This is a genomic window from Pseudomonas sp. Ant30-3 (genome assembly GCF_000690905.1).
Lineage (GTDB): Bacteria > Pseudomonadota > Gammaproteobacteria > Pseudomonadales > Pseudomonadaceae > Aquipseudomonas.
Map to the genome: position 1 here is coordinate 27,818 of NZ_JMCL01000001.1, position 23,937 is coordinate 51,754.

A 23,937-nucleotide genomic window follows, 5' to 3' on the forward strand; every position below is an offset into this window, starting at 1 on the left:
CGAATGGTACTCGCCGATCTGGTGATCCTCGGATACTGTATGCACATACAGCTCGAGAATTCTGCCCATGATCCCGCCATTGCCACCCCGCGGACGCGGCACAGCGACCAATCCGCACAACCGTTTCGCCCCCAATCGCACCGTGGCCGAGGATGACGGCTGGTATCAGGAAGTCCCGGCGACGCAAGGGACCGAGGTGCGCATCGAAACGGCGAAAACCATCATCACCCGCAACAGCTCGCCAGACCTGCCGTTCGATCGCTCGATCAATCCTTATCGAGGCTGCGAGCACGGCTGTATCTACTGCTATGCCCGGCCCAGTCATGCCTATTGGGACATGTCACCGGGGCTGGATTTCGAAACGAAACTGATCGCCAAGACCAACGCCGCCGATGTCCTGGAAGAACAGCTTTCCCGGCGCGGCTATCAATGCGCACCCATCGCCTTGGGCACTAACACAGATCCTTATCAGCCGATCGAACGTGAACACCGGATTACGCGCAAAACACTCGAAGTACTGCTGCGTTACCGTCACCCGGTAACCATTGTCACCAAAGGCTCGCTGATTCTTCGTGACCTCGACCTGCTGGCCGAAATGGCCGAGCAACGCCTGGTGGCCGTGATGATCAGCCTGACCACGCTGGACGATGAATTGAAACGGATTCTCGAACCTCGCGCGGCAGCACCCAAGGCGCGATTGCGGGCGATTCGCGTGATGCGTGAGGCGGGTGTTCCGGTCGGGGTGTTGTGTTCACCGATGATTCCGATGATCAATGACAGCGAACTCGAAAGTTTGCTGGCACAAGCCTACGCCGCCGGTGCGCAGAGTGCCGCCTACATGATGCTGCGCTTGCCCCTGGAAGTAGCTCCGCTGTTCGAAGAATGGCTGGCGGCGCATTACCCGCAACGCGCGGCTCACGTGCTGAGCCTGATCCGCCAAAGCCGCGGCGGCGAGCTCTATGACAGTCGATTCGGCACTCGCATGCGCGGTGAGGGGCCGTTTGCAGATCTGTTGGCGCAACGTTTCGCCAAAGCCATCAAGCGACTGGGGATCAATCGCCGTGACGGCTACAATCTGGACTGCGATTCCTTTTGTCCCCCGGGTCGCCAGATGTCACTGATTTAAGGACAATAGACCTGTTGTCGAGCAGGTGTAATAGCGCTTGGACACTACGCTGGTCACGTTTTTTGTGACCTGGAACACACGTTCTAGAGCGGTTTATTCAGTTTGAGTTAAGTTTCGACAGCTACCGTGTTCATCGAGTGACTGACGGGTCGACGGTTATGACCCGCTCGTTTTTTAAACAGCCACTGGCTTCCAACCGGAAAAAACGGGACCCTTCCCTGATTCCGATCAAGAGGATGAATTCATGAGTGACAAGGATAAACAGCCGCTGGCTGCGTCGGCTTCAGCCCAACCAGAGGCGGAGACCGCCGATGCAGCGCTGAAGCATATCGTTGACGGCTTTTTGCATTTTCATCACGAAGTCTTCCCGCAGCAGGAAGAGCTTTTCAAGAAACTCGCCACGGCCCAGAGCCCGCGAGCAATGTTCATTGCCTGCGCTGATTCGCGCATCGTGCCTGAACTGATCACCCAAAGTGCCCCTGGCGACCTGTTTGTCACCCGCAACGTTGGCAACGTAGTGCCGCCTTACGGACAGATGAACGGTGGCGTGTCGACCGCGATCGAGTACGCGGTACTCGCGCTCGGCGTGCAGCACATCATCATTTGCGGACATTCCGATTGTGGCGCCATGCGTGCGGTACTCAACCCGCAAAGCCTGGAAAAAATGCCGACGGTCAAAGCCTGGCTGCGCCACGCCGAAGTGGCCAAAACCATGGTCTCGGAAAACTGCAATTGCGCCAATGAAGGCGAAAGCATGAAGATTCTCACCGAAGAGAATGTCATCGCTCAGTTGCAACATTTGCGCACGCATCCCTCGGTAGCATCGCGCATGGCCAACGGTCAGCTGTTCATCCATGGTTGGGTCTACAGCATTGAAACCAGCGAAATCAAAGCTTACGACGCGGATCAGGGTTGTTTCCTGCCGCTCGATGGCAGCCACCCGATTCCGGTGGCGACGCCCAAAGCGCGCTTCTAAATCCTCCTAAACACCCAGTGTGGTAAAGCCGTGGCTGCCGATTGAGCAGCACGGCTTTGCCATGCCTGAAGAAAACTTCGGGAGAATCATCATGCGTGCTGCGCAACTCAAAGCTGTCTTGCCAAGGGAGCTACTGGCTTCGGTGGTTGTTTTCCTGGTCGCCCTGCCCCTGTGCATGGGCATCGCCATTGCCTCGGGCCTGCCGCCGGCAAAAGGCCTGATCACCGGCATCATCGGTGGTCTGGTGGTGGGCTGGATCGCCGGCTCGCCGCTGCAGGTCAGTGGACCTGCGGCGGGCCTTGCGGTGCTGGTGTTCGAACTGGTACGACAGCATGGCATCGACATGCTCGGGCCGATTCTGCTGCTGGCGGGTTTCCTGCAACTGGTCGCCGGGCGCCTGAAACTGGGCTGCTGGTTTCGCGTGACGGCACCTGCGGTGGTTTACGGCATGCTCGCCGGGATCGGCGTGCTGATCGTGCTGTCGCAAGTACACGTGATGCTCGACGCAGTGCCCAAGCCATCGGGGCTGGATAACCTGACGGCATTCCCGGCGGCCGTGGCGCAGGCATTGCCGTCATTTGGCTGGCAGGCCGGTCTGCTCGGCTTGTCGACCATCGCCGTGATGTACCTTTGGGAAAAACTGCGCCCGCACTCTCTGCGCTTTGTGCCCGGCGCTTTGCTCGGTGTCGGTCTGGCGACAGTCGCCAGCCTGGTTCTGGCATTGCAGGTCAAACGTGTGGAAGTGCCGGCGAATCTTGCAGAAGCTATCGATTGGTTGAAGCCGGCGGATCTGCTCAATCTGGCTGACCCTACCCTGTTGATTGCCGCGTTCGCCGTGGCGTTTATCGCCAGCGCCGAGACTTTACTGTCGGCGGCCGCCGTAGACCGCATGCACAGCGGCCCGCGCTCGGATTTTGATCGGGAGTTGTCCGCACAAGGTGTCGGCAACATGCTCTGCGGTCTGCTTGGCGCACTGCCGATGACCGGCGTGATCGTGCGCAGCTCGGCCAACGTGCAAGCCGGCGCCACCACGCGCATGTCAACGATCTTCCACGGCCTCTGGCTGCTGGCTTTCGTGTTGCTGCTGTCGAGCGTGCTGCAAAGCATCCCGGTGGCGAGCCTGGCGGGCGTTCTGGTGTACACCGGGTTCAAACTGGTCGATCTGAAAGTCTTCCGGGGCCTGGGTCGTTATGGGCGTATGCCGATGTTCACTTACGCCGCAACGGCACTGGCGATCATCTTCACCGACTTGCTGACCGGCGTGTTGATCGGCTTTGGTTTGACCTTGGCTAAACTCGCCTGGAAAGCCTCGCGACTGAAGATCAGCCTGATCGATTTGCCCCAGGAAGGCGAGATGGAGCTGCGCCTGATGGGTGCTGCAACCTTTCTGAAAGTGCCAGCGTTGACGCAAGTGTTAGGGACAATTCCTGCGGGCGCGACCGTCCATGTGCCGCTCAATAACCTGAGCTACATCGACCATTCGTGTCTGGAATTGCTGGAGGACTGGGGACGGGCCAACGCGGCGAATGGCTCGACGCTATTGATTGAGGCACGCGGGTTGAAGCGCAGGCTGGAGGGGCGTTTGCGCACCACCACCGGCGTCGGTTCAGCGGCATAAAAACAAATGGATGGTGGGAGCGGGCTTGCTCGCGAAAGCGAAGTGTCAGTCGACATCAACGTTGAATGATCGACCGCATTCGCGAGCAAGCCCGCTCCCACAGGGGTATCGGTGGTCCTGAATGTCAGGCAGCCGGCTGATCCAGCTCCAGACTCAACCCCAGTCGCCGCGACATGCACGGCCAGCGTTTCCACGCGGCGCCGGTGTCGGGACTGCTGAGTTTCTCGCGGTAGGCTTCCACCGACTCCAGCGCAAAGCTCTCGTCGTCGAGCATTTGGTCTATTGCGTGATGCACGGCCTCATCGAGCTGGTTGGCGAATTCTTCGCCGATCAACTGGTGAGCAATAAGGTTGGCCACCGTCATGTCCAATGGGATCAACGGCTGGTCAAAATGCTTGATGTACAGATCGTTTACCTCTTCAACAAAGCGATGCGCCAGGTACGCTTCATCCAGCAGGCTGTCGAGGCCGACGTGACCGGCCATGATCGTCGGCGGCTGAAGGAAATATTGCTCGGCAATTTTCAGCACCGGTTTGATCTGCGATTCGATACCCGCTTCCTTTGCCACTTCATTGGCTGCATCCAGCAGATCAGGCACTTCATCGATGTAAGCGGCGACAAAACGCGTCAGCACGCCATTGGCATCAGCTTCCGGTAATTGGATCGAGGGGTGGAGATGAGGCAGTTTGCTTTCCAGCTGACGGGTCAGCAGGCCGGTCTCGGCTTCATGTTGTTGGGCTTTTTGGATCTGCTCGCGCAATGCGGCGGTGTTCATGAAAACTCCAGGAAACAATGGCAATGAAATAGGAAAAACATAACTTAGCTGGCTTACGAAGAATGCTAAGACGCATTTGTCATAATTGTTTCATCCTTGAGACATCTCCGTTATATCCATTTACCGCCACTCGTCTGCATCCTTCTCCATTCGTGACCTTGAGCGCAAGTCACAGACGTTTCAGATCATTTGCGCGAGCACATTGCGAGGTGCCGGTCGCTGTCTATACTCGGGTTGGAATGGAGTTAGCTGATGACGCCCGACTGCACACGCAGCAAGGCCCGGCAATCAAGTTCGTAGTCTGATGCAGCCGCTCCCTTGCCGCAGGTGAAAGCCGGCGGGATAACAAGAACGATAAGGGGAACCCGCAATGATGCGACATCCACATGTCTGGATGGGCCTCCTGTTGTGGTCGATTTTCAGCCCTGCGCACGCCGCATGGACTGTGAATATGGCGCCGGGAGCGACTGAAATCAGTCACGCAGTATTTGACCTGCACATGATCATTTTCTGGATCTGTGTGGTGATCGGCATGATCGTCTTCGGCGCCATGTTCTGGTCGATGATTCTCCACCGTCGCTCGACCGGGCAGGTGGCCGCAAAATTTCATGAAAACACCACCGTAGAAGTGCTCTGGACCATCGTGCCCGTGTTGATTCTGGTGGTCATGGCGGTGCCAGCGACAGCGACCCTGATCCAGATGTATGACAGCAGCGAGCCGGATATCGACATCCAGGTCACGGGCTATCAGTGGAAGTGGCACTACAAATACCTGGGTCAGGACGTCGAATTTTTTAGCAACATGACCACTCCCGCCGACCAGATCCACAACAAGGAACCCAAAGGCGAGCACTATTTGCTCGAAGTCGACAAGCCGCTGGTGCTACCGATCGGCGCCAAGGTGCGCTTCCTGGTCACCTCCGCCGACGTGATCCACTCCTGGTGGGTCCCGGCCTTCGCGGTCAAACGCGATGCTATTCCCGGGTTCGTCAATGAAGCCTGGACCCGTGTCGACAAACCCGGCATCTACCGCGGCCAATGCGCCGAACTGTGCGGCAAGGATCACGGTTTCATGCCGATCGTGGTCGAGGTCAAGGAACAGGCCGATTACGAAAACTGGCTCGGCGAGCGCAAGGCCGAAGCCGCTCAACTCAAAGAGCTGACCAGCAAGGAATGGACCCTCGAAGAGCTCAAGGAGCGCGGCGACAAGGTCTATCACACCACTTGCGTGGCCTGTCACCAGGCTGAAGGCCAAGGCCTGCCGCCAATGTTCCCGGCACTCAAAGGCTCGAAAATTGCCACCGGCCCGATCAAGGATCACCTGGATATTGTCTTCCACGGCAAGCCCGGCACGTCGATGGCGGCGTTCGGCAAGCAGCTCTCGGAAGTCGATATCGCTGCAGTCGTGACCTACGAACGCAACGCCTGGGGCAACAACAAGGGTGACATGGTCACGCCCAAAGAAGTGCTGGAACTGAAACAGGCGGAAAGCAAATGACCCGGTCTATTGCGCACTTCAGGAACCGGCCGGGGCACTGCGCCCCGACCTGCCCAGCCCATCTGTTTACAGGAGACAAGCCATGAGCGCCGTCATCGATGACCACGGTCATGCCGGCCACGCCCACGGCCCAGCCAAAGGCCTGATGCGCTGGGTGCTGACCACCAACCACAAGGACATCGGGACGCTGTATTTGTGGTTCGCGTTCACCATGTTCCTGCTCGGCGGTTCGTTTGCCATGGTAATCCGCGCCGAACTGTTCCAGCCCGGACTGCAAATCGTCCAGCCGGAATTCTTCAACCAGATGACCACCATGCACGGCCTGATCATGGTGTTCGGTGCGGTGATGCCGGCGTTTGTCGGGCTGGCCAACTGGATGATCCCGTTGATGATCGGCGCGCCTGACATGGCCCTGCCGCGCATGAACAACTTCAGTTTCTGGCTGTTGCCGGCGGCATTCGGGATGTTGATCTCGACCTTGTTTACCGCCGGTGGCGGGCCGAATTTCGGCTGGACGTTCTACGCGCCGCTATCGACGACCTACGCCCCGGAAAGCGTGACGTTCTTCATCTTCGCCATCCACTTGATGGGGATCAGTTCGATCATGGGCGCGATCAATGTGGTCGCGACCATTCTCAACCTGCGCGCCCCCGGCATGACGCTGATGAAAATGCCGCTGTTCGTCTGGACCTGGCTGATCACCGCATTCCTTCTGATTGCAGTGATGCCGGTGCTGGCCGGGTGCGTGACGATGATGCTGATGGACATCCACTTCGGCACCAGTTTCTTCAGTGCCGCCGGGGGTGGTGACCCGGTGCTGTTCCAGCATGTGTTCTGGTTCTTCGGCCACCCCGAGGTGTACATCATGATCCTGCCGGCCTTCGGGGCGGTGAGCTCGATCATCCCGGCCTTTTCGCGCAAGCCGTTGTTCGGCTACACCTCAATGGTCTATGCCACGGCCGCCATCGCGTTCCTTTCGTTCATCGTTTGGGCGCACCACATGTTCGTGGTCGGCATTCCATTGGTGGGCGAATTGTTCTTCATGTACGCGACCATGCTGATTGCGGTGCCCACCGGGGTCAAAGTGTTCAACTGGGCCAGCACCATGTGGCAAGGCTCGCTGACCTTCGAGACACCGATGCTGTTTGCAGTGGCGTTCGTGATTCTGTTCTCCATCGGCGGCTTCTCCGGCCTGATGCTGGCCATCGCCCCGGCGGATTTCCAGTACCAGGACACGTACTTTGTGGTGGCGCACTTCCACTACGTATTGGTGCCCGGCGCAATATTCGGGATTTTCGCGTCGGCCTATTACTGGCTGCCGAAATGGACCGGCCACATGTATGACGAAACGCTCGGCAAGCTGCATTTCTGGTTGTCTTTCGTCGGCATGAACATGGCGTTCTTCCCAATGCACTTTGTCGGCCTGGCCGGCATGCCGCGGCGGATTCCGGACTACAACCTGCAATTCGCCGACTTCAACATGGTCTCCTCGATCGGCGCCTTCCTGTTTGGCGCCACGCAGATCTTCTTCCTGTTTATCGTGATCAAGACCATCCGCGGCGGCGAGCCGGCACCTGCCAAACCGTGGGATGGCGCTGAAGGTCTGGAATGGAGCGTGCCGTCGCCGGCGCCGTATCACACGTTTACAACGCCGCCGGAAGTGAAATGAAACGCCATGCCTTTGTGGGAGTGAGCTTGCTCGCGATGAACTCGATGCGGTGTGCCAGATACTCCGCTATCGCTGGCAAGCCAGCTCCTACAGGGTTATGCACAGGGGTTTGGAATCATGGCTGACTCAATCTCGATGAAAAAACTGATCACCCGCCTGTTGCTGGTGGTGGTGGCCATGTTCATTTTCGGTTTTGCCCTAGTGCCGATCTACGACGTGATGTGCAAGGCGTTCGGCATCAACGGCAAGACGGGGGGGCAGTACCAGGGCGAACAAACGGTCGATACCTCGCGCCAGGTGCGCGTGCAGTTTCTGTCGACCAACTCCGCCGACATGACGTGGAATTTCTACCCCAAGAGCGATGAGCTGACCGCCAACCCCGGTGCAGTCAACGAGATGGTCTTCATCGCTCACAACCCGACCGACAAGCCGATGAGCGCCCAGGCCGTGCCGAGTATCGCGCCGAGCAACGCGGCGGCGTATTTCCACAAGACCGAATGTTTTTGCTTTACCCAGCAAGTGTTGCAACCCGGTGAGCGGATCGAGATGCCCGTGCGGTTCATCGTTGATCGCGACATGCCCAAGGAAGTGAAGCACCTCACGCTGTCCTACACGCTGTTCGATATCACCGCCCGACATCCACCGGTGGCAGTCAACACTGGCGGCTGAGCGTGCCCGATAAGGAGAACAATAAATGGCAACTCATGAGCATTATTACGTTCCGGCCCAGAGTAAATGGCCGATCATCGCCACGTTCGGATTGTTCATAACGGTATTTGGCCTGGCGACCTGGTTCAATGATCTGAAGGCAGCACGACCGGAATCCAATGGCCCGCTGATCTTTTTCGTCGGCAGCTTGCTGGTGGCGTACATGTTGTTTGGCTGGTTCGGTACGGTGATCAAGGAAAGCCGTCAGGGCTTGTACAGCCCGCAGATGGACCGTTCGTTCCGCTGGGGTATGGGCTGGTTCATTTTCTCGGAGGTGATGTTCTTCTTCGCCTTCTTCGGCGCGCTGTTTTATGTACGCGTCCTGGCCGGCCCGGCGCTCGGTGGCGAAGGCCCCAAAGGCGTGGCGCACATGCTCTGGCCAGCATTCGAATTTACCTGGCCACTGCTGAACAACCCGGACCCAAAACTGTTCCCCGCGCCCACAGGCGTGATCAGCCCGTGGGGCTTGCCGTTGCTCAACACGGTGTTGCTGGTCAGTTCCAGCGTGACCATCACCTTCGCCCACCATGCCTTGAAGAAAGGCCATCGCGGCGCATTGAAACTGTGGCTGGCCATCACTGTTTTGCTGGGCTGCGCGTTCCTCGTCTTTCAGGTCGAAGAGTATGTCCATGCCTATAAAGAGCTGGGCCTGACCCTGGGTTCCGGCATTTACGGCGCAACATTCTTCATGCTCACCGGCTTTCACGGCGCCCACGTGACCATCGGCACCATCATTCTGTTCGTGATGCTGATGCGCATTCTGCGCGGGCACTTTGACAACGAGCACCAGTTTGGCTTCGAGGCGGCAAGTTGGTATTGGCACTTCGTGGACGTGGTGTGGATCGGCTTGTTCTTCTTTGTTTATGTGCTTTAGGGGCAGCGGCAAGCTTGAAGCTGCAAGCCTCAAGTTTAAGGCGCACGACGCTTGAGGCTTATAGCTTGCAGCTTGCAGCTTGCAGCTACCAGGGAACCTGGGAGATCAGCTGGCCGCTGAAGAAACCCCAGGCGATCAAGCCGACGGTAATGGCGGCCAGGGCCACACGAACACTCAAGGCAATGACGAGGCGGTTCGAGCTGCTGTCGTCCTTGACCAGAAAAAACAGGCCGCTGAACAGGCTGACGACCGTGGCAATCAGCATCAGACCGATGACTGTTTTGAGCATGGCAGGACTCCCGGGGGAAAGGCGATGCACTTGAGTATAGCTATCGCGACCAACGACTTTCTGGCGACGTCATGAAGCGCTTTCGGCCGGGTCTCGTGCCAACCCTGGTGGTTGCAGTGCTGCTGCCGTTGATGATTGTGCTCGGTTGCTGGCAACTGAGCCGGGGCGCGGAAAAAACCGCGCTGCTGCACACCTATGCCGAACGCCGGACAGCCGAACCGATGGCGAGCAATGCGCTGCCGGGGCTTGAAGATCCAGCCTTTCGCCGTGTGCGTTTGCACGGCCAGTTCGATGCAGCGCACAGTTTGCTGCTGGACAACCGCCAGCGGGGCGGCAAGGTCGGCGTGGAATTGCTGCAACCGTTTCAGGATCAGGCGACCGGGCTCTGGATACTGGTCAATCGTGGCTGGCTGCCCTGGCCGGATCGGCGCACACCGCCGCAATTCACCACGCCAGAACTCGCCGTGAGTCTCGACGCCTGGGTTTACGTACCGCCCGGGGCGACGTTCCAGCTGCATGCCGACCCGAACAGCGCCACCTGGCCGCAACTGGTCACCGCCATCGAGCCGGCCCGGCTATGGGCGACGCTCGAACGTGAAGGTTTTGCCCACGAATTACGCGCTGAATCCGGCGCCGTCACGTATCAGGCCGATTGGCCGGTCGTGGCCATGGGCCCGAAAAAACACCTCGCTTATGCCGTGCAATGGTTCGCCATGGCGATCGCCCTGCTCGGCCTCTATCTCTATCTCGGCTGGCACAACGCAAAGGAGAAACACCATGGGAGCGGCCATGAATCCACCCAGCATGTCTGAGGCGAAAACGCCGTTGAACCGGCGCAAGGGACGCCTGCAGTTGTTGCTGATTCTGCTCGGCGTCGTCGGTCCGATGATCCTTGCCACCGGCATGTACAAGTTGCAGTTCTGGGTGCCGGAGGGCCGCAGCTATCACGGCGAACTGATCGGCAATGGCCAGACCCGCGCCGACCTCGGGGTGCAGGCACAGGAACAGCGCTGGCAGTTGTTGGTGACCGCACCGAAAGGCTGTTCGGTGGACTGTCAGCAGCTGGTTTATATGGCCCGGCAGATCCAGATCGGCCTTGGCCGTGAAGCCGGGCGCGCCAGTCACGCTTTGGCGGCGGCGCAACCGCTGAGCACCGATTACGACGCCAAACTGACCCGCGAGTATCCGCAGCTGCAACGTTATCCACTGGACCTCACCACCTTCAGCAAGGCCACCGGCGAGCAGGCCGGACCGCAGCTGTGGATCGTCGACCCTCACGGCAATCTGGTGCTGCGCTACGAACCCACGGTGAAAGGCAAAGACCTGCTTAACGACCTGCGCCACCTGTTGAAACTGTCGAACATCGGATAAGGGCATCGTCATGGCCAAACCTGGATTTCGCCTCGCGCTGTTTGCCACGCTGCTGGCACTGATTGTGGTGTTGCTCGGCGCGTATACCCGCCTGACCCACGCCGGCCTTGGCTGTCCGGACTGGCCCGGGTGTTACGGCTTTATCAGCGTGCCTAAAAGCGAAGCCCAACTGGCCCATGCCGAATTGCATTTTCCGGACGCTCCGGTCCAAGCTCACAAGGGCTGGAACGAGATGATCCACCGCTACTTCGCCGGCACACTCGGCCTGCTCATTGCAGTGCTGGCCGGACGCGCCTGGATGCATCGGCGTGATCCCGGCCAACCGGTGAAGTTGCCGTTGTTTTTGCTGGCGGTGGTAATCGCTCAAGCGGCATTTGGTATGTGGACGGTGACGCTCAAGCTATGGCCGCAAGTGGTCACCGGGCATTTGCTTGGCGGTTTTGCGACCTTGAGCCTGCTGTTTTTGCTGACCTTGCGATTGTCCGCGGTGCTGCCGGCGCTTACCGTGCCCCGACGCTTGCAGCACTGGGCGACGGCCGCTCTGCTGCTGGTGATCGGGCAGATTGCCCTCGGCGGCTGGGTCAGTTCCAACTATGCGGCGGTGGCCTGCATTGATTTCCCGACCTGCCACGGCGAATGGCTGCCACCGGCTGACTTCGCCAATGGTTTTCACCTGACGCAACACATCGGTCCCAACTACCTCGGCGGGCAACTGGACAGCGATGCGCGCACGGCGATTCATGTGACTCACCGTATCGGCGCACTGCTGGTGACATTGGTGCTGCTCGGTCTGGCGTGGCAGCTGAAAGTGGTCGGCATGAGCCGTCTGGCCAAACTGGTGCTGATTGCCCTCGCTGCGCAAATCATGCTCGGCATCAGCAACGTGCTGTTTCATCTGCCGCTGCCGGTGGCCGTTGCGCATAACGCCGGTGGCGCCGCGCTGTTGCTGACGATGGTGCTGGTCAATTATCACGCGCGAACCAGCCTGGTTCGAGTCAAGCAACAACGCTTTGCTCGATGGCGATTCAGCCCGCGCAAACACTCGCACGGGCCCATAACAATAAAAGGAGAAATGCCATGGCGACTCTGATTGGCGAACGTCACAGCCAGGCGATCTGGCGTGATTACCTGGAGCTGACCAAGCCGAAAGTCGTGGTGCTGATGCTGATCACCTCGCTGGTCGGCATGTTTTTGGCGACCCGCGCCGGAGTGCCATGGACGGTGCTGGTGTTCGGCAATCTCGGCATTGCGCTGTGCGCTGGCGGTGCGGCGGCGGTCAATCATGTGGTCGACCGGCGCATCGATGCGGTGATGGCGCGCACGCATAAACGTCCCTTGGCTGAAGGCCGGATCTCGCCCGCAGCCGCGCTGACCTTTGCGCTGGTGTTGGCACTGCTGGGGCAAGCGCTGCTGCTGACCTTCACTAATCCACTGACGGCCTGGCTGACCCTTGCCTCGCTGCTCGGTTACGCGGTGGTGTACACCGGTTTCCTCAAGCGTGCGACGCCACAGAATATCGTTATCGGCGGCCTCGCCGGTGCCGCCCCGCCGCTGCTCGGCTGGACGGCTGCCACCGGCCATATCAGCGCCGAGCCGCTGTTGCTGGTGCTGATTATTTTTGCCTGGACCCCGCCGCACTTCTGGGCGCTGGCCATCCACCGCAAAGAGGAATACGCCAAGGCCGACATTCCCATGCTGCCGGTCACCCATGGCGAGCACTACACCAAAGTGCACATTCTGCTTTACACCTTCGTGCTGCTGGCCGTGAGCCTGCTGCCGTTTGTGATCCACATGAGCGGCATGCTGTATCTCGTCTGCGCACTGGCACTCGGCGCGCGGTTTCTGCAATGGGCCATCGTGCTGTACCGTGGCACTCGGCCGCACGCGGCGATCAACACCTTCAAGTACTCTATTTACTACTTGTTCCTGCTGTTTATCGCGCTGCTCGTAGATCACTACTTACTGTTGAACCTATGACTCGAACCCAGAAAACCGTCTTCATTCTCGTCGCCCTGGTCGCACTGATTCTCGGCCTGACCATCAACAAAGTACTGTCCGGCAAAGGTCAGGGCGATCCGACGGCGCTGATCGACGCCGGGATTATCCTGTTGCCGCAAAGCCGCAATCTGCCTGACGTGAAGATGACCGATCAGGACGGCAAAGCGGTGCAGGTCAACGAGTTGAAAGACAAGTGGAGTTTGCTGTTCTTCGGCTACACCTTCTGCCCCGACATCTGCCCGACCACCCTCGCGCAGCTGCGTCAGATCAAAAGCGAACTGCCAGCAGACGTCAGGGACAAGTTGCAGATCGTTCTGGTCAGCGTCGACCCGAACCGCGACACGCCCAAGCAACTCAAGCAGTACCTCGGTTACTTCGATCCGCAGTTTATTGGCCTGACGCCGACCTCGATCGAAGACCTGCAAAAGTTCGCCAACGCGGTGAGCATCCCGTTTATCCCGGCGGACACCAGCAAGCCCAATTACACGGTGGATCACAGCGGCAACCTGGCTGTGATCGGCCCTGACGGCACACAGCGCGGGTTTATTCGGGCGCCGTTGAATAACGTGAAACTGGTGGTGCAGTTGCCGGTGATGCTGAAGCGAGAGTAACGGCACACATTTGTAGAAGCCGGCTTGCTGGCGATAGCGATTTCACCGACGCCATCGCCAGCAAGCTGGCTCCTACAGACTCGGTATTTCAGGCATAAAAAAATGGGGCGCATTCAATGCGCCCCATTTTTCATTACTGCTTCAAATCAGAACGCCGGCACGACCGCGCCTTTGTACTTCTCGATAATGAACGCTTTGACTTCCGGGCTGTGCAGCGCGGCGATCAGTTTCTTCATGTCTTCGCTGTCTTTTTCTTCCGGGCGCGCAACGAGGATGTTCACGTAAGGCGAATCGCTGCCTTCGATGACCAATGCATCCTTGGCCGGATCAAGCTTGGCTTCCAGCGCGTAGTTGGTGTTGATCAGCGCCAGGTCAACCTGGGTCAGCACGCGCGGGATGGTCGCCGCTTCCAGTTCTCGGAATTTCAGGTCCTTGGAGTTCTCGGTGATGTCCTTGACGGTCGACAGGATATCGTTCGAGTTCTTCAGTTTGATCAAGCCAGCCCGCGCCAGCAGCAAGAGTGCGCGGCCGCCGTTGGTGGCGTCGTTCGGGATCACCACGTGGGCGCCGCCAGGCAATTCGGTCAGCGCTTTGTACTTGCTCGAGTAAGCGCCCAGTGGCTCCAGGTGCACACCGGCAACCGAGACCAGATTGGTGCCCTTGGCCTTATTGAACTCATCGAGGTACGGCTGGTGCTGGAAGAAGTTGGCGTCGAGGCGTTTTTCGGCCACTTGCACGTTTGGCTGAATGTAATCGGTGAAGACTTTAACCTGCAGGTCCACGCCTTCTTTGGCCAGAGCCGGTTTGACGAATTCGAGGATTTCCGCGTGCGGGACCGGGGTGGCCGCGACGGTCAGCGTCTCGGCGTGGGCGGAAAACGCTGTAACGGCAGCCAATGCGACGAGTAATTTTTTCATTCAGCTAACTCCATGTGGGCGCCCGTTTGGCGCCTGCCAGCGAATGGCCGGCTCATTTGTCATTTACGAGAGAAGTGCACAACCAGCTTGTCGCCGATGGTTTGTAAAATCTGTACCAACACGATCAGCAGCACAACGGTGACAACCATCACGTCGTCCTGGAAACGCTGATAACCATAGCGAATAGCCAGATCACCCAAACCGCCGGCGCCGACTACACCGGCCATGGCGGTATAGCCTACCAAGGCGATAGCGGTCACGGTGATAGCCGCGATGATGCCGGGACGCGCTTCGGGCAACAGGGCTTTCATGACGATCTGCCGAGTCGATGCGCCCATGGCCTGAGTCGCCTCGATAATGCCGCGATCAACCTCACGCAACGCGGTTTCCACCAGTCGGGCGAAAAACGTCGAAGCGCCCACCACCAGCGGTGGAATAGCGCCAGCAACCCCCAACGAAGTCCCCGTAATGAGGATGGTCGTTGGAATCATCACGATCAGCAGAATAATAAAGGGCAGTGAACGAATCGCGTTGATCACGAACGACAGCACAGAGTAGACGCCTTTTTGCTCAAGCAATTGGCGCGGACTGCACAGGAACAGCAGGACACCCAACGGCAGACCAATAAGGACGGTGAAGAACAGGGAGCTGCTGAGCATGATCATGGTATCGCTGGTCGCAATCCAGATATCCGCCCAGTCGACATTGTCGAAGTAATGCAGCAAACCTTCCATCAGCGCAGTACCTCCATGTGAACGTCGGCTGCGGTGAAGCGCGCAAACGCCGCCTCCATGTCGCCGCCGGTAATCGCCAGGGTCAGTTGGCCGTAAGGCACGTCTTTGATGCGGTCGATGCGACCGGCAAGAATGCTGTAATCCACGCCCGTTTCGCGAGCGACGGTGCCGAGCAACGGCGCGTAGGTCGCTTCGCCCTGGAACGTCAGACGCACGATGCGGCCCGGGACATGAGCGAAGTCATCGCGTTGTTCGCTTTCATCGATCTGCTCATCTTCCTGCACGAAGCGCTTGGTCGTCGGGTGTTTCGGGTGCAGAAACACGTCGGCGACGGAGCCTTGCTCAACAATCACGCCCGCGTCCATTACAGCCACCTGGTCGCACACGCGGCGGATCACGTCCATCTCATGGGTGATCAGCACGATGGTCAGCTTCAACTCGCGATTGATCTCGGCCAGCAGTTGCAGGACCGACGCAGTGGTCTGCGGGTCCAGCGCGCTGGTGGCTTCATCGCACAACAGAATTTTCGGTTTGGTCGCCAACGCGCGGGCAATGCCGACGCGCTGCTTCTGGCCGCCGGACAATTGCGCCGGATACTTTTTGGCGTGGTCAGACAGGCCGACTCGCGCTAACAGTTCTGCGACGCGCTGGTCGATCTCGCTACGGGACAGTTCACCGGCCAGGGTCAACGGCAACGCAACGTTGTCGGCGACGGTCTTGGAGGCCAGCAGATTAAAATGCTGGAAGATCATCCCGACCTGCTGACGGAAGCGCCGCAGGCTGTTGGCATCCAGCGCGGTAACTTCTTCGCCGTCGACGAAGATCTTGCCGCCGCTGGAGTTTTCCAGGCGATTGATCAGACGCAGCAGGGTACTTTTTCCCGCACCGGAATGACCAATCAGGCCGAAAACCTGACCGTTCTCAATCGACAGACTGGTCGGATGCAGGGCGGGAATGTCCCTACCGGCGACGCGGTAGGTTTTATGGACGTTTTGAAACTCGATCACGTAGCGAACCTTGTGGGGCGCGTTGGAAAAGGATCAGCGGTTAGCCGGGCGCGCATTTTAGCCTGTCCGTATAGAGGTTCTTAGCATTTATTTCGCATTGATCCTGCGATTTGGCAATAACGCGATCAAAGGTAAGAAAAAAGGAACGCCGCAAAAGGTCATCAGTCACTAATAAAGCAACTCACACCGCCCCCGGTGCCGTGACCGGGGAATGGACAAGCATCCTGGCTACGACGGGAATCGCAACGAGGAGTTTACGACTGATGAGTACGAAAAAACCTGCCGCCCCAACAAGCGCGCTGGCCGGGACCGACACCCTGGACCGCAGCAACACCAATGCCAAGCTGGAAAGCCTGGAACAATTTCGCTCCGATGCTACCGATCAGGCCCTGCGCACTAACCAGGGCGTAAAGATCGCGGATAACCAGAACACCTTGAAAGTCGGCGCTCGCGGCCCATCGCTGCTGGAAGACTTCATCATGCGTGAAAAAATCACGCACTTTGACCATGAACGCATTCCAGAGCGCATCGTGCATGCCCGCGGTACCGGCGCTCATGGTTACTTTCAGACCTACGAAAATCATTCCGCACTGACCAAGGCCGGTTTCCTGCAAGACCCTGGGAAAAAAACCCCGGTGTTCACACGCTTTTCCACGGTGCAAGGCCCACGCGGTTCGGGCGATACCGTGCGCGACGTACGCGGTTTTGCCGTGAAGTTTTTCACCGACGAAGGCAACTTCGATCTGGTCGGCAACAACATGCCGGTCTTCTTCATTCAGGACGCGATCAAGTTTCCTGACTTCGTGCACGCGGTAAAACCTGAACCGCATAACGAAATTCCTACCGGCGGCTCGGCCCACGATACCTTCTGGGATTTTGTCTCGCTGGTGCCGGAATCGGCGCACATGGTTATCTGGGCGATGTCCGACCGGGCGATCCCGAAAAGCCTGCGCAGCATGCAGGGTTTCGGTGTGCACACGTTCCGTCTGATCAACGCCGAAGGCAAATCGCGCTTCGTCAAATTCCACTGGCGCCCGTCTGCCGGCACCTGCTCGCTGGTCTGGGATGAAGCCCAGAAACTGGCGGGTAAAGACACCGATTACCACCGTCGCGACCTGTGGGAAGCGATCGAGATGGGCGACTACCCGGAATGGGAACTCGGCGTTCAGATCGTCGAGGAAGAAAACGAACATTCCTTCGATTTCGACATTCTCGACCCGACCAAAATCATTCCCGAGGAAATCGTTCCGATCACGCCACTGGGCAAAATGGTGCTCAACCGTAACCCGGACAATTTCTTTGCCGAAGTGGAGCAGGTCGCGTTTTGTCCTGGCCATATCGTGCCGGGGATCGATTTCTCCAATGATCCGCTGCTGCAAGGTCGATTGTTTTCCTACACCGATACGCAGATCAGCCGACTCGGTGGGCCGAACTTCCATGAAATCCCGATCAACCGTCCAGTTGCACCGTTCCACAACGGCCAGCGGGATGCGTTGCATCGCACCACGATCGACAAGGGACGCGCTTCTTACGAACCGAACTCCATCGATGGCGGCTGGCCGAAAGAGACTCCGCCTGCTGCACAGGATGGCGGTTTCGAGTCGTATCCAGAGCGCATCGATGCGAACAAGATTCGTCAACGCAGCGAATCGTTCAGTGACCACTTCTCGCAAGCGCGGCTGTTCTTCCACAGCATGAGCAAGCACGAGCAAGAGCACATCATCGCGGCGTACAGCTTCGAGCTGGGCAAAGTCGAGCGTGAGTACATTCGTGCCCGTGAAGTGAACGAGATTCTCGCCAACATTGACCTGGAACTGGCGGCTCGCGTTGCCAAGAACCTTGGCCTGCCAGCACCGAAAGCCGGCACTGTCGACGTGCCGAAAACCTCTCTGGACCGCTCGCCAGCGTTAAGCCAGGCCAACCTGCTGCCGGGCGACATCAAGACTCGTAAAGTTGCGATTCTGGCGGCTAACGGCGTCGATGGCGCGGCGATCGATGCAATGAAGGCTGCGCTGAAAGCTGAAGGCGCGCATGCCAAATTGCTCGGCCCGACCTCGGCGCCGGTGACGACAGCGGACGGCAAAGCGCTGCCAGTTGATGCGTCGATGGAAGGCATGCCGTCCATTGCGTTCGATGCGGTATTCGTTCCGGGCGGCGCGGCGTCGATCAAGGCGTTGAGCGGTGATGGCGTCGCGTTGCACTACGTGCTCGAAGCGTACAAGCACCTGAAGGCGATCGCCCTGCATGGCGAAGCCAAGCAGTTGCTGGATGTGCTGAAACTGGAAGTCGATGCGGGACTGGTCGTGGGCACGGATGCGAGCCTGATCAAGCCGTTCTTCGCTGCGATTGCACAGCATCGGGTCTGGGATCGCGAACCTAAAGCCAAGGCTGTTCCGGCTTAAGGTCGTGCTGCGATAGCAAGGACGCTTTCGCGAGCAGGCTCGCTCCCACAATTCATCTCAGTGGCTCACACAATTGTGTAAGCCGGAGGTCAAATGTGGGAGCGAGCTTGCTCCGGGCGGCGTTCCGACGACGCTCTTACGGTTTACGCGGACTCAATACCATCTGCGCCGGGATATTACGCAACAACTGCTTCTCCAGGTTCAGCTCGAACGCTGAATCCAGCCTCTTCACACGCTTGTTCAGCAATGTCGTCAACCAAGGGAAATCCTGGTTGCGCGGCGCCTGAATACTCACATCGCACTGGTAATTCACCACGTCGGCCGCAATCGCGTCCAACTGCCGGCGAAGCTTGGCCATGTCAGTAAGATTCAACGCCACCGTGGTGCTTTCTGCTGTCGGATCGATCACTTTCGCCGGCGGCTTGGCTTCGGCTGCCTGAAGTGCAGCCTCAGCTTTTTCCAGCTCGGCTTTGCGCGCTTCAGCAATGGCACCGTTGACTCCGCCAGTCAGCGCTGGAGCCTTGGGCATCAACACCCGGGCGCGGCTCAGTGCTGTGGCGGCCGCGTTGACGTCACCTTTCTGCAGAACGATCTGGCTGCGGCGCAGATAGGCTTCAGCCAATTGCCGCTGGTATTGCTCAAGGGATTGATCATTAGGTGATGCGGCCTGCAAAGCAGCCAACTGCCCTTCGGCGGTGGCTAGCTCGCTGCTGGCTAGGCTTTGCTCCAGCTGCGCGATGGCCGTGGCCCGCGCGTCGGGGGCTTCAGTAGCCGCCGGTGGCGTGCTTTGGCAGGCACCCAGTAGCAGAGAAAATGCGACAAGGAGCAGATAACGGGAGGCGAACGGCTTCATTCCTGCGACTCTCTATTTGCGCAAAAAACGAGCAAGTCTACACCCCTCGACGGGGCAGAACAAAACTCAGCAAAAACAACCCGGCGGCTGCAACCACAATCGATGGCCCCGCCGGGGTGTCCTTGAACCAGGATAAGGCCAGCCCGCCACACACCGCGAGCATGCCCAGCAGGCTCGCGCCCAGGGCCATCTGCTCGGGCGAGCGGGCGTGACGTTGTGCCGCAGCGGCCGGGATGATCAGCAGCGAGGTAATCAGCAGCACACCAACGATTTTCATCGCTACGGCGATAACCACGGCAATCAACAGCATCAACGTCAAGCGCAACGCCGGTACCGGCAAGCCCTCCACTCTGGCCAGCTCTTCATGGACAGTAATTGCCAGCAACGGGCGCCAAAGCGCCACCAAAAGCCCCAAAACCGCCGCGCTGCCGCCGAGAATCCACGCCAGGTCGGTCGGACTGATCGCCAGCAAATCGCCGAACAGATAAGCCATCAGGTCGATCCGCACCTCGTGCATGAAGCTTAGTACCACCAGGCCCAAAGAGAGCGTGCTGGGTGCGAGAATTCCCAAAAGCGTGTCGGACGCCAGCGGCTGGCGCTGTTGCAACGTCACCAGCAGCACCGCCAGCAGCAGACAGCCGACGGTCACCGCCACCGCCGGGCTGACGTCCAGCAGAAAGCCCAAGGCCACGCCGAGCAATGCTGCATGGGAAAGGGTGTCGCCAAAATAGGCCATGCGCCGCCAGACCACGAATGATCCCAACGGCCCCGCGACCAGCGCCAGAGCCAGGCCTGCAAGCAGGGCGTAAAGCAGAAAATCAGCCATGCTTGCAGCCATCTCCGTGAACGTGGGGTTGGGTCGCTGGGGCCGTATTGACAACCGAGCCATGCAGATCGTGGGCATGATCGTGATGGTGGTGATAAATCGCCAGGCTTTGTGCGTTTTTGCCGAACAACTCGACGAAAGCCGGGTCGCCGCTGACTTGCTCAGGGTGTCCGGAGCAGCAAACGTGGCGATTGAGGCAAACCACCTGGTCGGTGGTGCTCATCACCAGATGCAAGTCGTGGGAGACCATCAACACGCCACAGCCGTGACGGTCGCGCAACCGGGTAATCAGGCTGTAGAGCTCGGCCTGACCGGCGACATCGACACCTTGCACGGGCTCGTCGAGCACCAGCAATTCCGGCTCACGCAACAGCGCCCGCGCCAGTAGCACCCGCTGCATTTCACCACCGGAAACACTTTGCACGGGACTGTCGATCACGTGCTCGGCGCCGACTTCCTTCAGTGCGGCCAAAACGCGGGCGCGGTCGACTCCCGGCACCAATCGCAGGAAGCGCAGCACCGACAGCGGCAACGTCGGATCGACGTGAAGTTTTTGCGGCATGTAACCGACGCGCAATTTCGGCTTGCGCCAGACGCTGCCGTTGTCGGGCTTCAACAAGCCGAGTACGGCGCGCACCAGCGTGGTCTTGCCGGCGCCGTTAGGGCCGATCAAGGTGACAATTTGCCCCGGCTCAACGCTCAGCTGAATATTATCCAATACGTTTTGTCCGGCAAACGTAACGGTTACGTGCTCGAGACGAATCAGAGCGTCGCTCATCAAGCCCCCTGGCAGCCCGAGCAGAGACCGACCACTTCAACCGTCTGGCTTTCCACGATGAAGCCAACATCCAGAGCGCTGCTGACAATCGCGTCGCTGATGGATTTCTGTTCCAACTCGATGGCGGCGTGGCATTCGCGGCAGATCAGGAACTGGCCCTGATGCGCGTGCTCCGGGTGGTTGCAGCCAACAAAGGCATTCAGCGAGGAGATACGGTGCACCAGGCCGTTTTCCAGGAGGAAATCCAGCGCACGGTAAACAGTCGGCGGTGCGGCGCGGCGACCGTCCTGCTCACTGAGCACGGCAAGGATGTCGTAGGCGCCCAACGGCTTGTGACTTTGCCAGACCAGTTCCAGCACCCGCCGACGCAGCGCGGTCAGGCGCAGGCCTTGACGGGCGCACAAGGCATCGGCCTCCGACAGAGCGCTGTGAACGCAATGAGAGTGGTCGTGGGGACGGCTGGCTATCGGAGTTTTTGGCATGGGCGGCGACGAGTTTTGTGAGAGACGTTATTATGTTACCCGTTCTCGCCTCTTCGAGTGGTCATCGTGTCCCGACTTTTTTCCGTGTTTGTCGCTTTTTTCGCAAGTTTTTTACTGCTTGGCTCGGCCCAGGCCGACGTCAAGGTCCTGACCAGCATCAAGCCGCTGCAGCTGATTGCTGCAGCGGTGCAGGACGGTGTGTCGATCCCGGAAGTGCTGCTGCCGCCGGGCGCATCGCCGCATAACTATGCGCTGCGCCCTTCCGACGTACGGAAGGTGCAGTCGGTCGATCTGCTTTACTGGATCGGTCCGGACATGGAAGGCTTCATGCCCCGCGTGCTCAACGGCCGCACGTTGCCGAGTGTTGCAGTACAGGACCTTCCAGGCATGAAACTTCGCCGTTTCGCCGAAGATAGCCACTCCCATTCCGACGAAGCGGACGACCATGACCATGATCATCGTCCCGGCACCCTCGACGCGCATTTGTGGTTGTCGCCACTCAACGCGCGGGTAATCGCGGCAAAAATGACCGCTGACTTGAGTGCCGCCGATCCCGCCAACGCAGCGCGGTATCAAAGCAACCTGAAAGCATTCGATGAACGTCTGGATGCGCTGGACCTGCGTTTGAAGGCGCGTCTGGCGGGGATCGCGGGCAAACCTTATTTCGTTTTCCATGAAGCGTTCGACTATTTCGAAGAGGCTTACGGCCTCAAGCACGCCGGTGTATTCAGCGTCGCCGCAGAGGTCCAGCCCGGCGCCCAGCACGTAGCGGCGATGCGCACACGATTGCAGGAAGTGGGCAAGACGTGCGTGTTCAGCGAGCCGCCGCTACGCCCACGCCTGGCGGAAACGCTGGTGGCGGGGTTGCCGGTGAAACTGGCAGAACTGGATGCGTTAGGCGGATACACGCCAGCGACTGCTCAGGGGTATGAGCAGGTGCTGGAGAAGTTGGGGAATGAGCTGGCGGGGTGCCTGGAGTCGTTGTAGTGCAGTAAGTTGTGTCGACTCCAATCGCGGGCAAGCCACGCTCCCACAGGGTTTGTGTCGTTCGCCAATAGTGTGAACGGCACAAAACCTGTGGGAGCGTGGCTTGCCCGCGATGCTTTTAAAGGGCGAAAGGCAGCGGTGTGCTGACCTTCTGCCGTTGCGCCAGGCGCCGCTGAAACTCCATCGGGTCATGAATCAACACGTCCTGGCCGGCAAACGACTCCGCTGCAATCAGGCGCGACAGCCAAAACCGCACACACGCCACGCGCAGCATGGTCGGCCACAACTCGGCCTCGGCCGCGGTGAACGGACGCAGTGCCGCATACGCTCCCAGCAACGCCCTCGCCCGCGGCCCGTCGATGACGCCGTCGTCGTCCGAGCACCAGTCGTTCAACGCAATGGCCACGTCGTACAACATCGGCCCTGAGCAGGCATTGTAGAAATCGATCAGACCGGTCAGGTGCGTGCCTTCAAACATCGCGTTATCACGGAACAGGTCGGCGTGGATATTGGCGCGTGGCAATGCCAGGATTTTCGCTTTCTGCTGTGCGATTTCTTCCAGCGCTCGCTGCAACAGACCTTGCTGCTCGTCATTCAGATGCGACAGCAGTTGAGTGCCCTCTTCCTGCATCCAGTCCAGCCCGCGATCGGTTTTGCGCTTGATCATGTTGTCGCGCGTCGCCAGGTGCAGGTGCCCCAGCAACTCGCCGACCTGAGCGCAATGCTGCGCATTGGCCTGTTTGATGTGTTTACCAGCCAGGCGCGGCTGCAACAGGGCAGGCTTGCCGGCGAGCTCACGCAAGGCGACGCCATCGATGGTGCGCAACGCGTAAGGCACCGGCAGGTCGGCGCCATGCAGCACGTCGAGCAGCTCGATGAAGAACGGCATTTCCTGGACCGGACCACGCTCCACCAGCGTCAGAACGAATTCGCCCTGCTCCAGGCTGATAAAGAAATTGGTGTTTTCGCTACCGGCGGCAATCCCCTGGAAATCAAGCAGGCGGCCGAGCCCGTAAGGGGCGAGAAAGGTTTCCAGCTCGGGCCGAGCCAGCGGGGTGAACACAGACATTTTTTAACTGCCAGTACGGGCGCCGCTGCTTGAGCCAACGCCGGTTGAAATTAAGAAACTACTTCCACTCGAAAATCTTCCACGACGGTATCAGCATATCCGGCTGATCCGAGCGGATGAAATTCGCATCGCTACCGTCTGCTCGCACCAGAAAATACGGTGGTGCGCCCTTCGGCGTGACCTTGATCGCATACAGGAATCCGTTTTGGCGGTACTCCTGAATAACCTTGTCCCCTTCCGTGCGGATCGTGACGTCAGGTTCGGATGTCGGCGCATCATCGGCAGCCATGACAGCCAGCGGTGCGATTGCAAACAAGCCAGCCAGCAGCAAGCGATTTAGTGTGCGCATGATAACCTTGTCCCTTTGTC

General features: G+C 59.1%; 25 protein-coding genes. 14 read left to right on the forward strand and 11 right to left on the reverse strand.

The annotated features are described in order from the left end of the window. The first annotated feature begins 67 nt into the window (after positions 1-67). The 3 genes from DU29_RS0100155 to DU29_RS0100165 all read left to right on the forward strand — a co-directional run bounded on the left by DU29_RS0100155 (position 68) and on the right by DU29_RS0100165 (position 3,720). Entirely contained in the window at positions 68-1,126 is a 1,059-nt protein-coding gene (locus DU29_RS0100155; protein ID WP_028619862.1) for a PA0069 family radical SAM protein, read from the forward strand. 244 nt (positions 1,127-1,370) lie between these two features. Beyond that, positions 1,371-2,102, forward strand: a complete 732-nt coding sequence (locus DU29_RS0100160; RefSeq protein ID WP_028619863.1) for a carbonic anhydrase — start codon at positions 1,371-1,373, stop codon at positions 2,100-2,102. 91 nt (positions 2,103-2,193) lie between these two features. After that, positions 2,194-3,720, forward strand: a complete 1,527-nt coding sequence (locus tag DU29_RS0100165; protein WP_028619864.1) for a SulP family inorganic anion transporter — start codon at positions 2,194-2,196, stop codon at positions 3,718-3,720. 124 nt (positions 3,721-3,844) lie between these two features. On the opposite strand, the gene DU29_RS0100170 is transcribed toward DU29_RS0100165, so the two are convergent. Further along, positions 3,845-4,495 (reverse strand): hypothetical protein, encoded by a 651-nt coding sequence (locus DU29_RS0100170; RefSeq protein ID WP_028619865.1) that lies wholly within the window; start codon positions 4,493-4,495, stop codon positions 3,845-3,847. 370 nt (positions 4,496-4,865) lie between these two features. Between DU29_RS0100170 and coxB the strand changes: the two genes are divergently transcribed. From coxB to DU29_RS0100190, 4 genes are all read left to right on the forward strand, one after another. Continuing rightward, positions 4,866-5,993: a cytochrome c oxidase subunit II gene (gene coxB, locus DU29_RS0100175; protein WP_028619866.1), complete on the forward strand. Its 1,128-nt coding sequence runs from the start codon at positions 4,866-4,868 to the stop codon at positions 5,991-5,993. An 82-nt stretch (positions 5,994-6,075) separates the two neighbouring features. After that, the gene (ctaD, locus tag DU29_RS0100180) at positions 6,076-7,662 is read left to right on the forward strand and encodes a cytochrome c oxidase subunit I (RefSeq protein ID WP_028619867.1); all 1,587 of its coding nucleotides are present in this window, start codon (positions 6,076-6,078) and stop codon (positions 7,660-7,662) included. 117 nt (positions 7,663-7,779) lie between these two features. Then, positions 7,780-8,331 carry a cytochrome c oxidase assembly protein gene (locus tag DU29_RS0100185; protein ID WP_028619868.1) on the forward strand — a complete coding sequence of 184 codons (552 nt, stop codon included), beginning with the start codon at positions 7,780-7,782 and terminating at the stop codon, positions 8,329-8,331. Between the two features lie 25 nt (positions 8,332-8,356). Further along, on the forward strand, positions 8,357-9,244 hold the full coding sequence (locus tag DU29_RS0100190; protein ID WP_028619869.1) for a cytochrome c oxidase subunit 3: 888 nt from the start codon (positions 8,357-8,359) through the stop codon (positions 9,242-9,244). A gap of 85 nt (positions 9,245-9,329) precedes the next feature. On the opposite strand, the gene DU29_RS0100195 is transcribed toward DU29_RS0100190, so the two are convergent. Next, positions 9,330-9,533, reverse strand: a complete 204-nt coding sequence (locus DU29_RS0100195; protein ID WP_028619870.1) for a twin transmembrane helix small protein — start codon at positions 9,531-9,533, stop codon at positions 9,330-9,332. Positions 9,534-9,604: 71 nt separating this feature from the next. Here DU29_RS0100195 and DU29_RS0100200 point away from each other — a divergent pair, with 71 nt between their 5' ends. Genes DU29_RS0100200 through DU29_RS0100220 form a run of 5 tightly spaced genes read left to right on the forward strand, consistent with a single transcriptional unit; the run spans position 9,605 to position 13,513 of the window. After that, positions 9,605-10,345, forward strand: a complete 741-nt coding sequence (locus tag DU29_RS0100200; protein WP_028619871.1) for an SURF1 family protein — start codon at positions 9,605-9,607, stop codon at positions 10,343-10,345. After that, complete coding sequence (locus DU29_RS0100205) at positions 10,311-10,904, forward strand: hypothetical protein (protein WP_028619872.1); 594 nt, start codon at positions 10,311-10,313, stop codon at positions 10,902-10,904. Before DU29_RS0100200 ends, DU29_RS0100205 begins: the two co-directional genes overlap by 35 nt. Before the next feature lie 10 nt (positions 10,905-10,914). After that, positions 10,915-11,994, forward strand: coding sequence for a COX15/CtaA family protein (locus tag DU29_RS0100210; RefSeq protein ID WP_028619873.1), 1,080 nt, complete (start codon positions 10,915-10,917; stop codon positions 11,992-11,994). Next, complete coding sequence (cyoE, locus tag DU29_RS0100215) at positions 11,982-12,881, forward strand: heme o synthase (protein ID WP_028619874.1); 900 nt, start codon at positions 11,982-11,984, stop codon at positions 12,879-12,881. The genes DU29_RS0100210 and cyoE overlap by 13 nt, the downstream gene beginning before the upstream one ends. Continuing rightward, entirely contained in the window at positions 12,878-13,513 is a 636-nt protein-coding gene (locus tag DU29_RS0100220) for an SCO family protein (protein WP_028619875.1), read from the forward strand. The genes cyoE and DU29_RS0100220 overlap by 4 nt, the downstream gene beginning before the upstream one ends. 146 nt (positions 13,514-13,659) lie before the next feature. On the opposite strand, the gene DU29_RS0100225 is transcribed toward DU29_RS0100220, so the two are convergent. Genes DU29_RS0100225 through DU29_RS0100235 form a run of 3 tightly spaced genes read right to left on the reverse strand, consistent with a single transcriptional unit; the run spans position 13,660 to position 16,171 of the window. Continuing rightward, positions 13,660-14,430: a MetQ/NlpA family ABC transporter substrate-binding protein gene (locus tag DU29_RS0100225; protein WP_028619876.1), complete on the reverse strand. Its 771-nt coding sequence runs from the start codon at positions 14,428-14,430 to the stop codon at positions 13,660-13,662. Positions 14,431-14,489: 59 nt separating this feature from the next. Continuing rightward, entirely contained in the window at positions 14,490-15,164 is a 675-nt protein-coding gene (locus DU29_RS0100230; protein WP_028619877.1) for a methionine ABC transporter permease, read from the reverse strand. Beyond that, positions 15,164-16,171, reverse strand: coding sequence for a methionine ABC transporter ATP-binding protein (locus DU29_RS0100235; protein ID WP_028619878.1), 1,008 nt, complete (start codon positions 16,169-16,171; stop codon positions 15,164-15,166). Before DU29_RS0100235 ends, DU29_RS0100230 begins: the two co-directional genes overlap by 1 nt. Before the next feature lie 239 nt (positions 16,172-16,410). Between DU29_RS0100235 and katE the strand changes: the two genes are divergently transcribed. Next, positions 16,411-18,573 carry a catalase HPII gene (gene katE, locus DU29_RS0100240; protein WP_268871160.1) on the forward strand — a complete coding sequence of 721 codons (2,163 nt, stop codon included), beginning with the start codon at positions 16,411-16,413 and terminating at the stop codon, positions 18,571-18,573. 136 nt (positions 18,574-18,709) lie between these two features. On the opposite strand, the gene DU29_RS0100245 is transcribed toward katE, so the two are convergent. The 4 genes from DU29_RS0100245 to zur are packed head-to-tail and all read right to left on the reverse strand — an operon-like array spanning position 18,710 to position 21,512. After that, complete coding sequence (locus DU29_RS0100245) at positions 18,710-19,426, reverse strand: PA5502 family lipoprotein (protein ID WP_028619880.1); 717 nt, start codon at positions 19,424-19,426, stop codon at positions 18,710-18,712. 37 nt (positions 19,427-19,463) lie between these two features. After that, entirely contained in the window at positions 19,464-20,252 is a 789-nt protein-coding gene (gene znuB / locus DU29_RS0100250) for a zinc ABC transporter permease subunit ZnuB (RefSeq protein ID WP_028619881.1), read from the reverse strand. Continuing rightward, positions 20,245-21,030, reverse strand: coding sequence for a zinc ABC transporter ATP-binding protein ZnuC (gene znuC / locus DU29_RS0100255; protein ID WP_028619882.1), 786 nt, complete (start codon positions 21,028-21,030; stop codon positions 20,245-20,247). The genes znuB and znuC overlap by 8 nt, the downstream gene beginning before the upstream one ends. Then, entirely contained in the window at positions 21,030-21,512 is a 483-nt protein-coding gene (gene zur / locus DU29_RS0100260; protein ID WP_028619883.1) for a zinc uptake transcriptional repressor Zur, read from the reverse strand. The genes znuC and zur overlap by 1 nt, the downstream gene beginning before the upstream one ends. A gap of 66 nt (positions 21,513-21,578) precedes the next feature. On the opposite strand from zur, the gene DU29_RS0100265 reads away from it, so the two are divergent. Next, entirely contained in the window at positions 21,579-22,499 is a 921-nt protein-coding gene (locus DU29_RS0100265) for a zinc ABC transporter substrate-binding protein ZnuA (protein WP_028619884.1), read from the forward strand. Between the two features lie 118 nt (positions 22,500-22,617). Here DU29_RS0100265 and DU29_RS0100270 read toward each other — a convergent pair whose 3' ends face one another. Next, positions 22,618-23,568 (reverse strand): homoserine kinase, encoded by a 951-nt coding sequence (locus tag DU29_RS0100270; protein ID WP_028619885.1) that lies wholly within the window; start codon positions 23,566-23,568, stop codon positions 22,618-22,620. 58 nt (positions 23,569-23,626) lie between these two features. Further along, positions 23,627-23,917 (reverse strand): DUF2782 domain-containing protein, encoded by a 291-nt coding sequence (locus DU29_RS0100275; RefSeq protein WP_028619886.1) that lies wholly within the window; start codon positions 23,915-23,917, stop codon positions 23,627-23,629. Positions 23,918-23,937 lie beyond the last annotated feature (20 nt).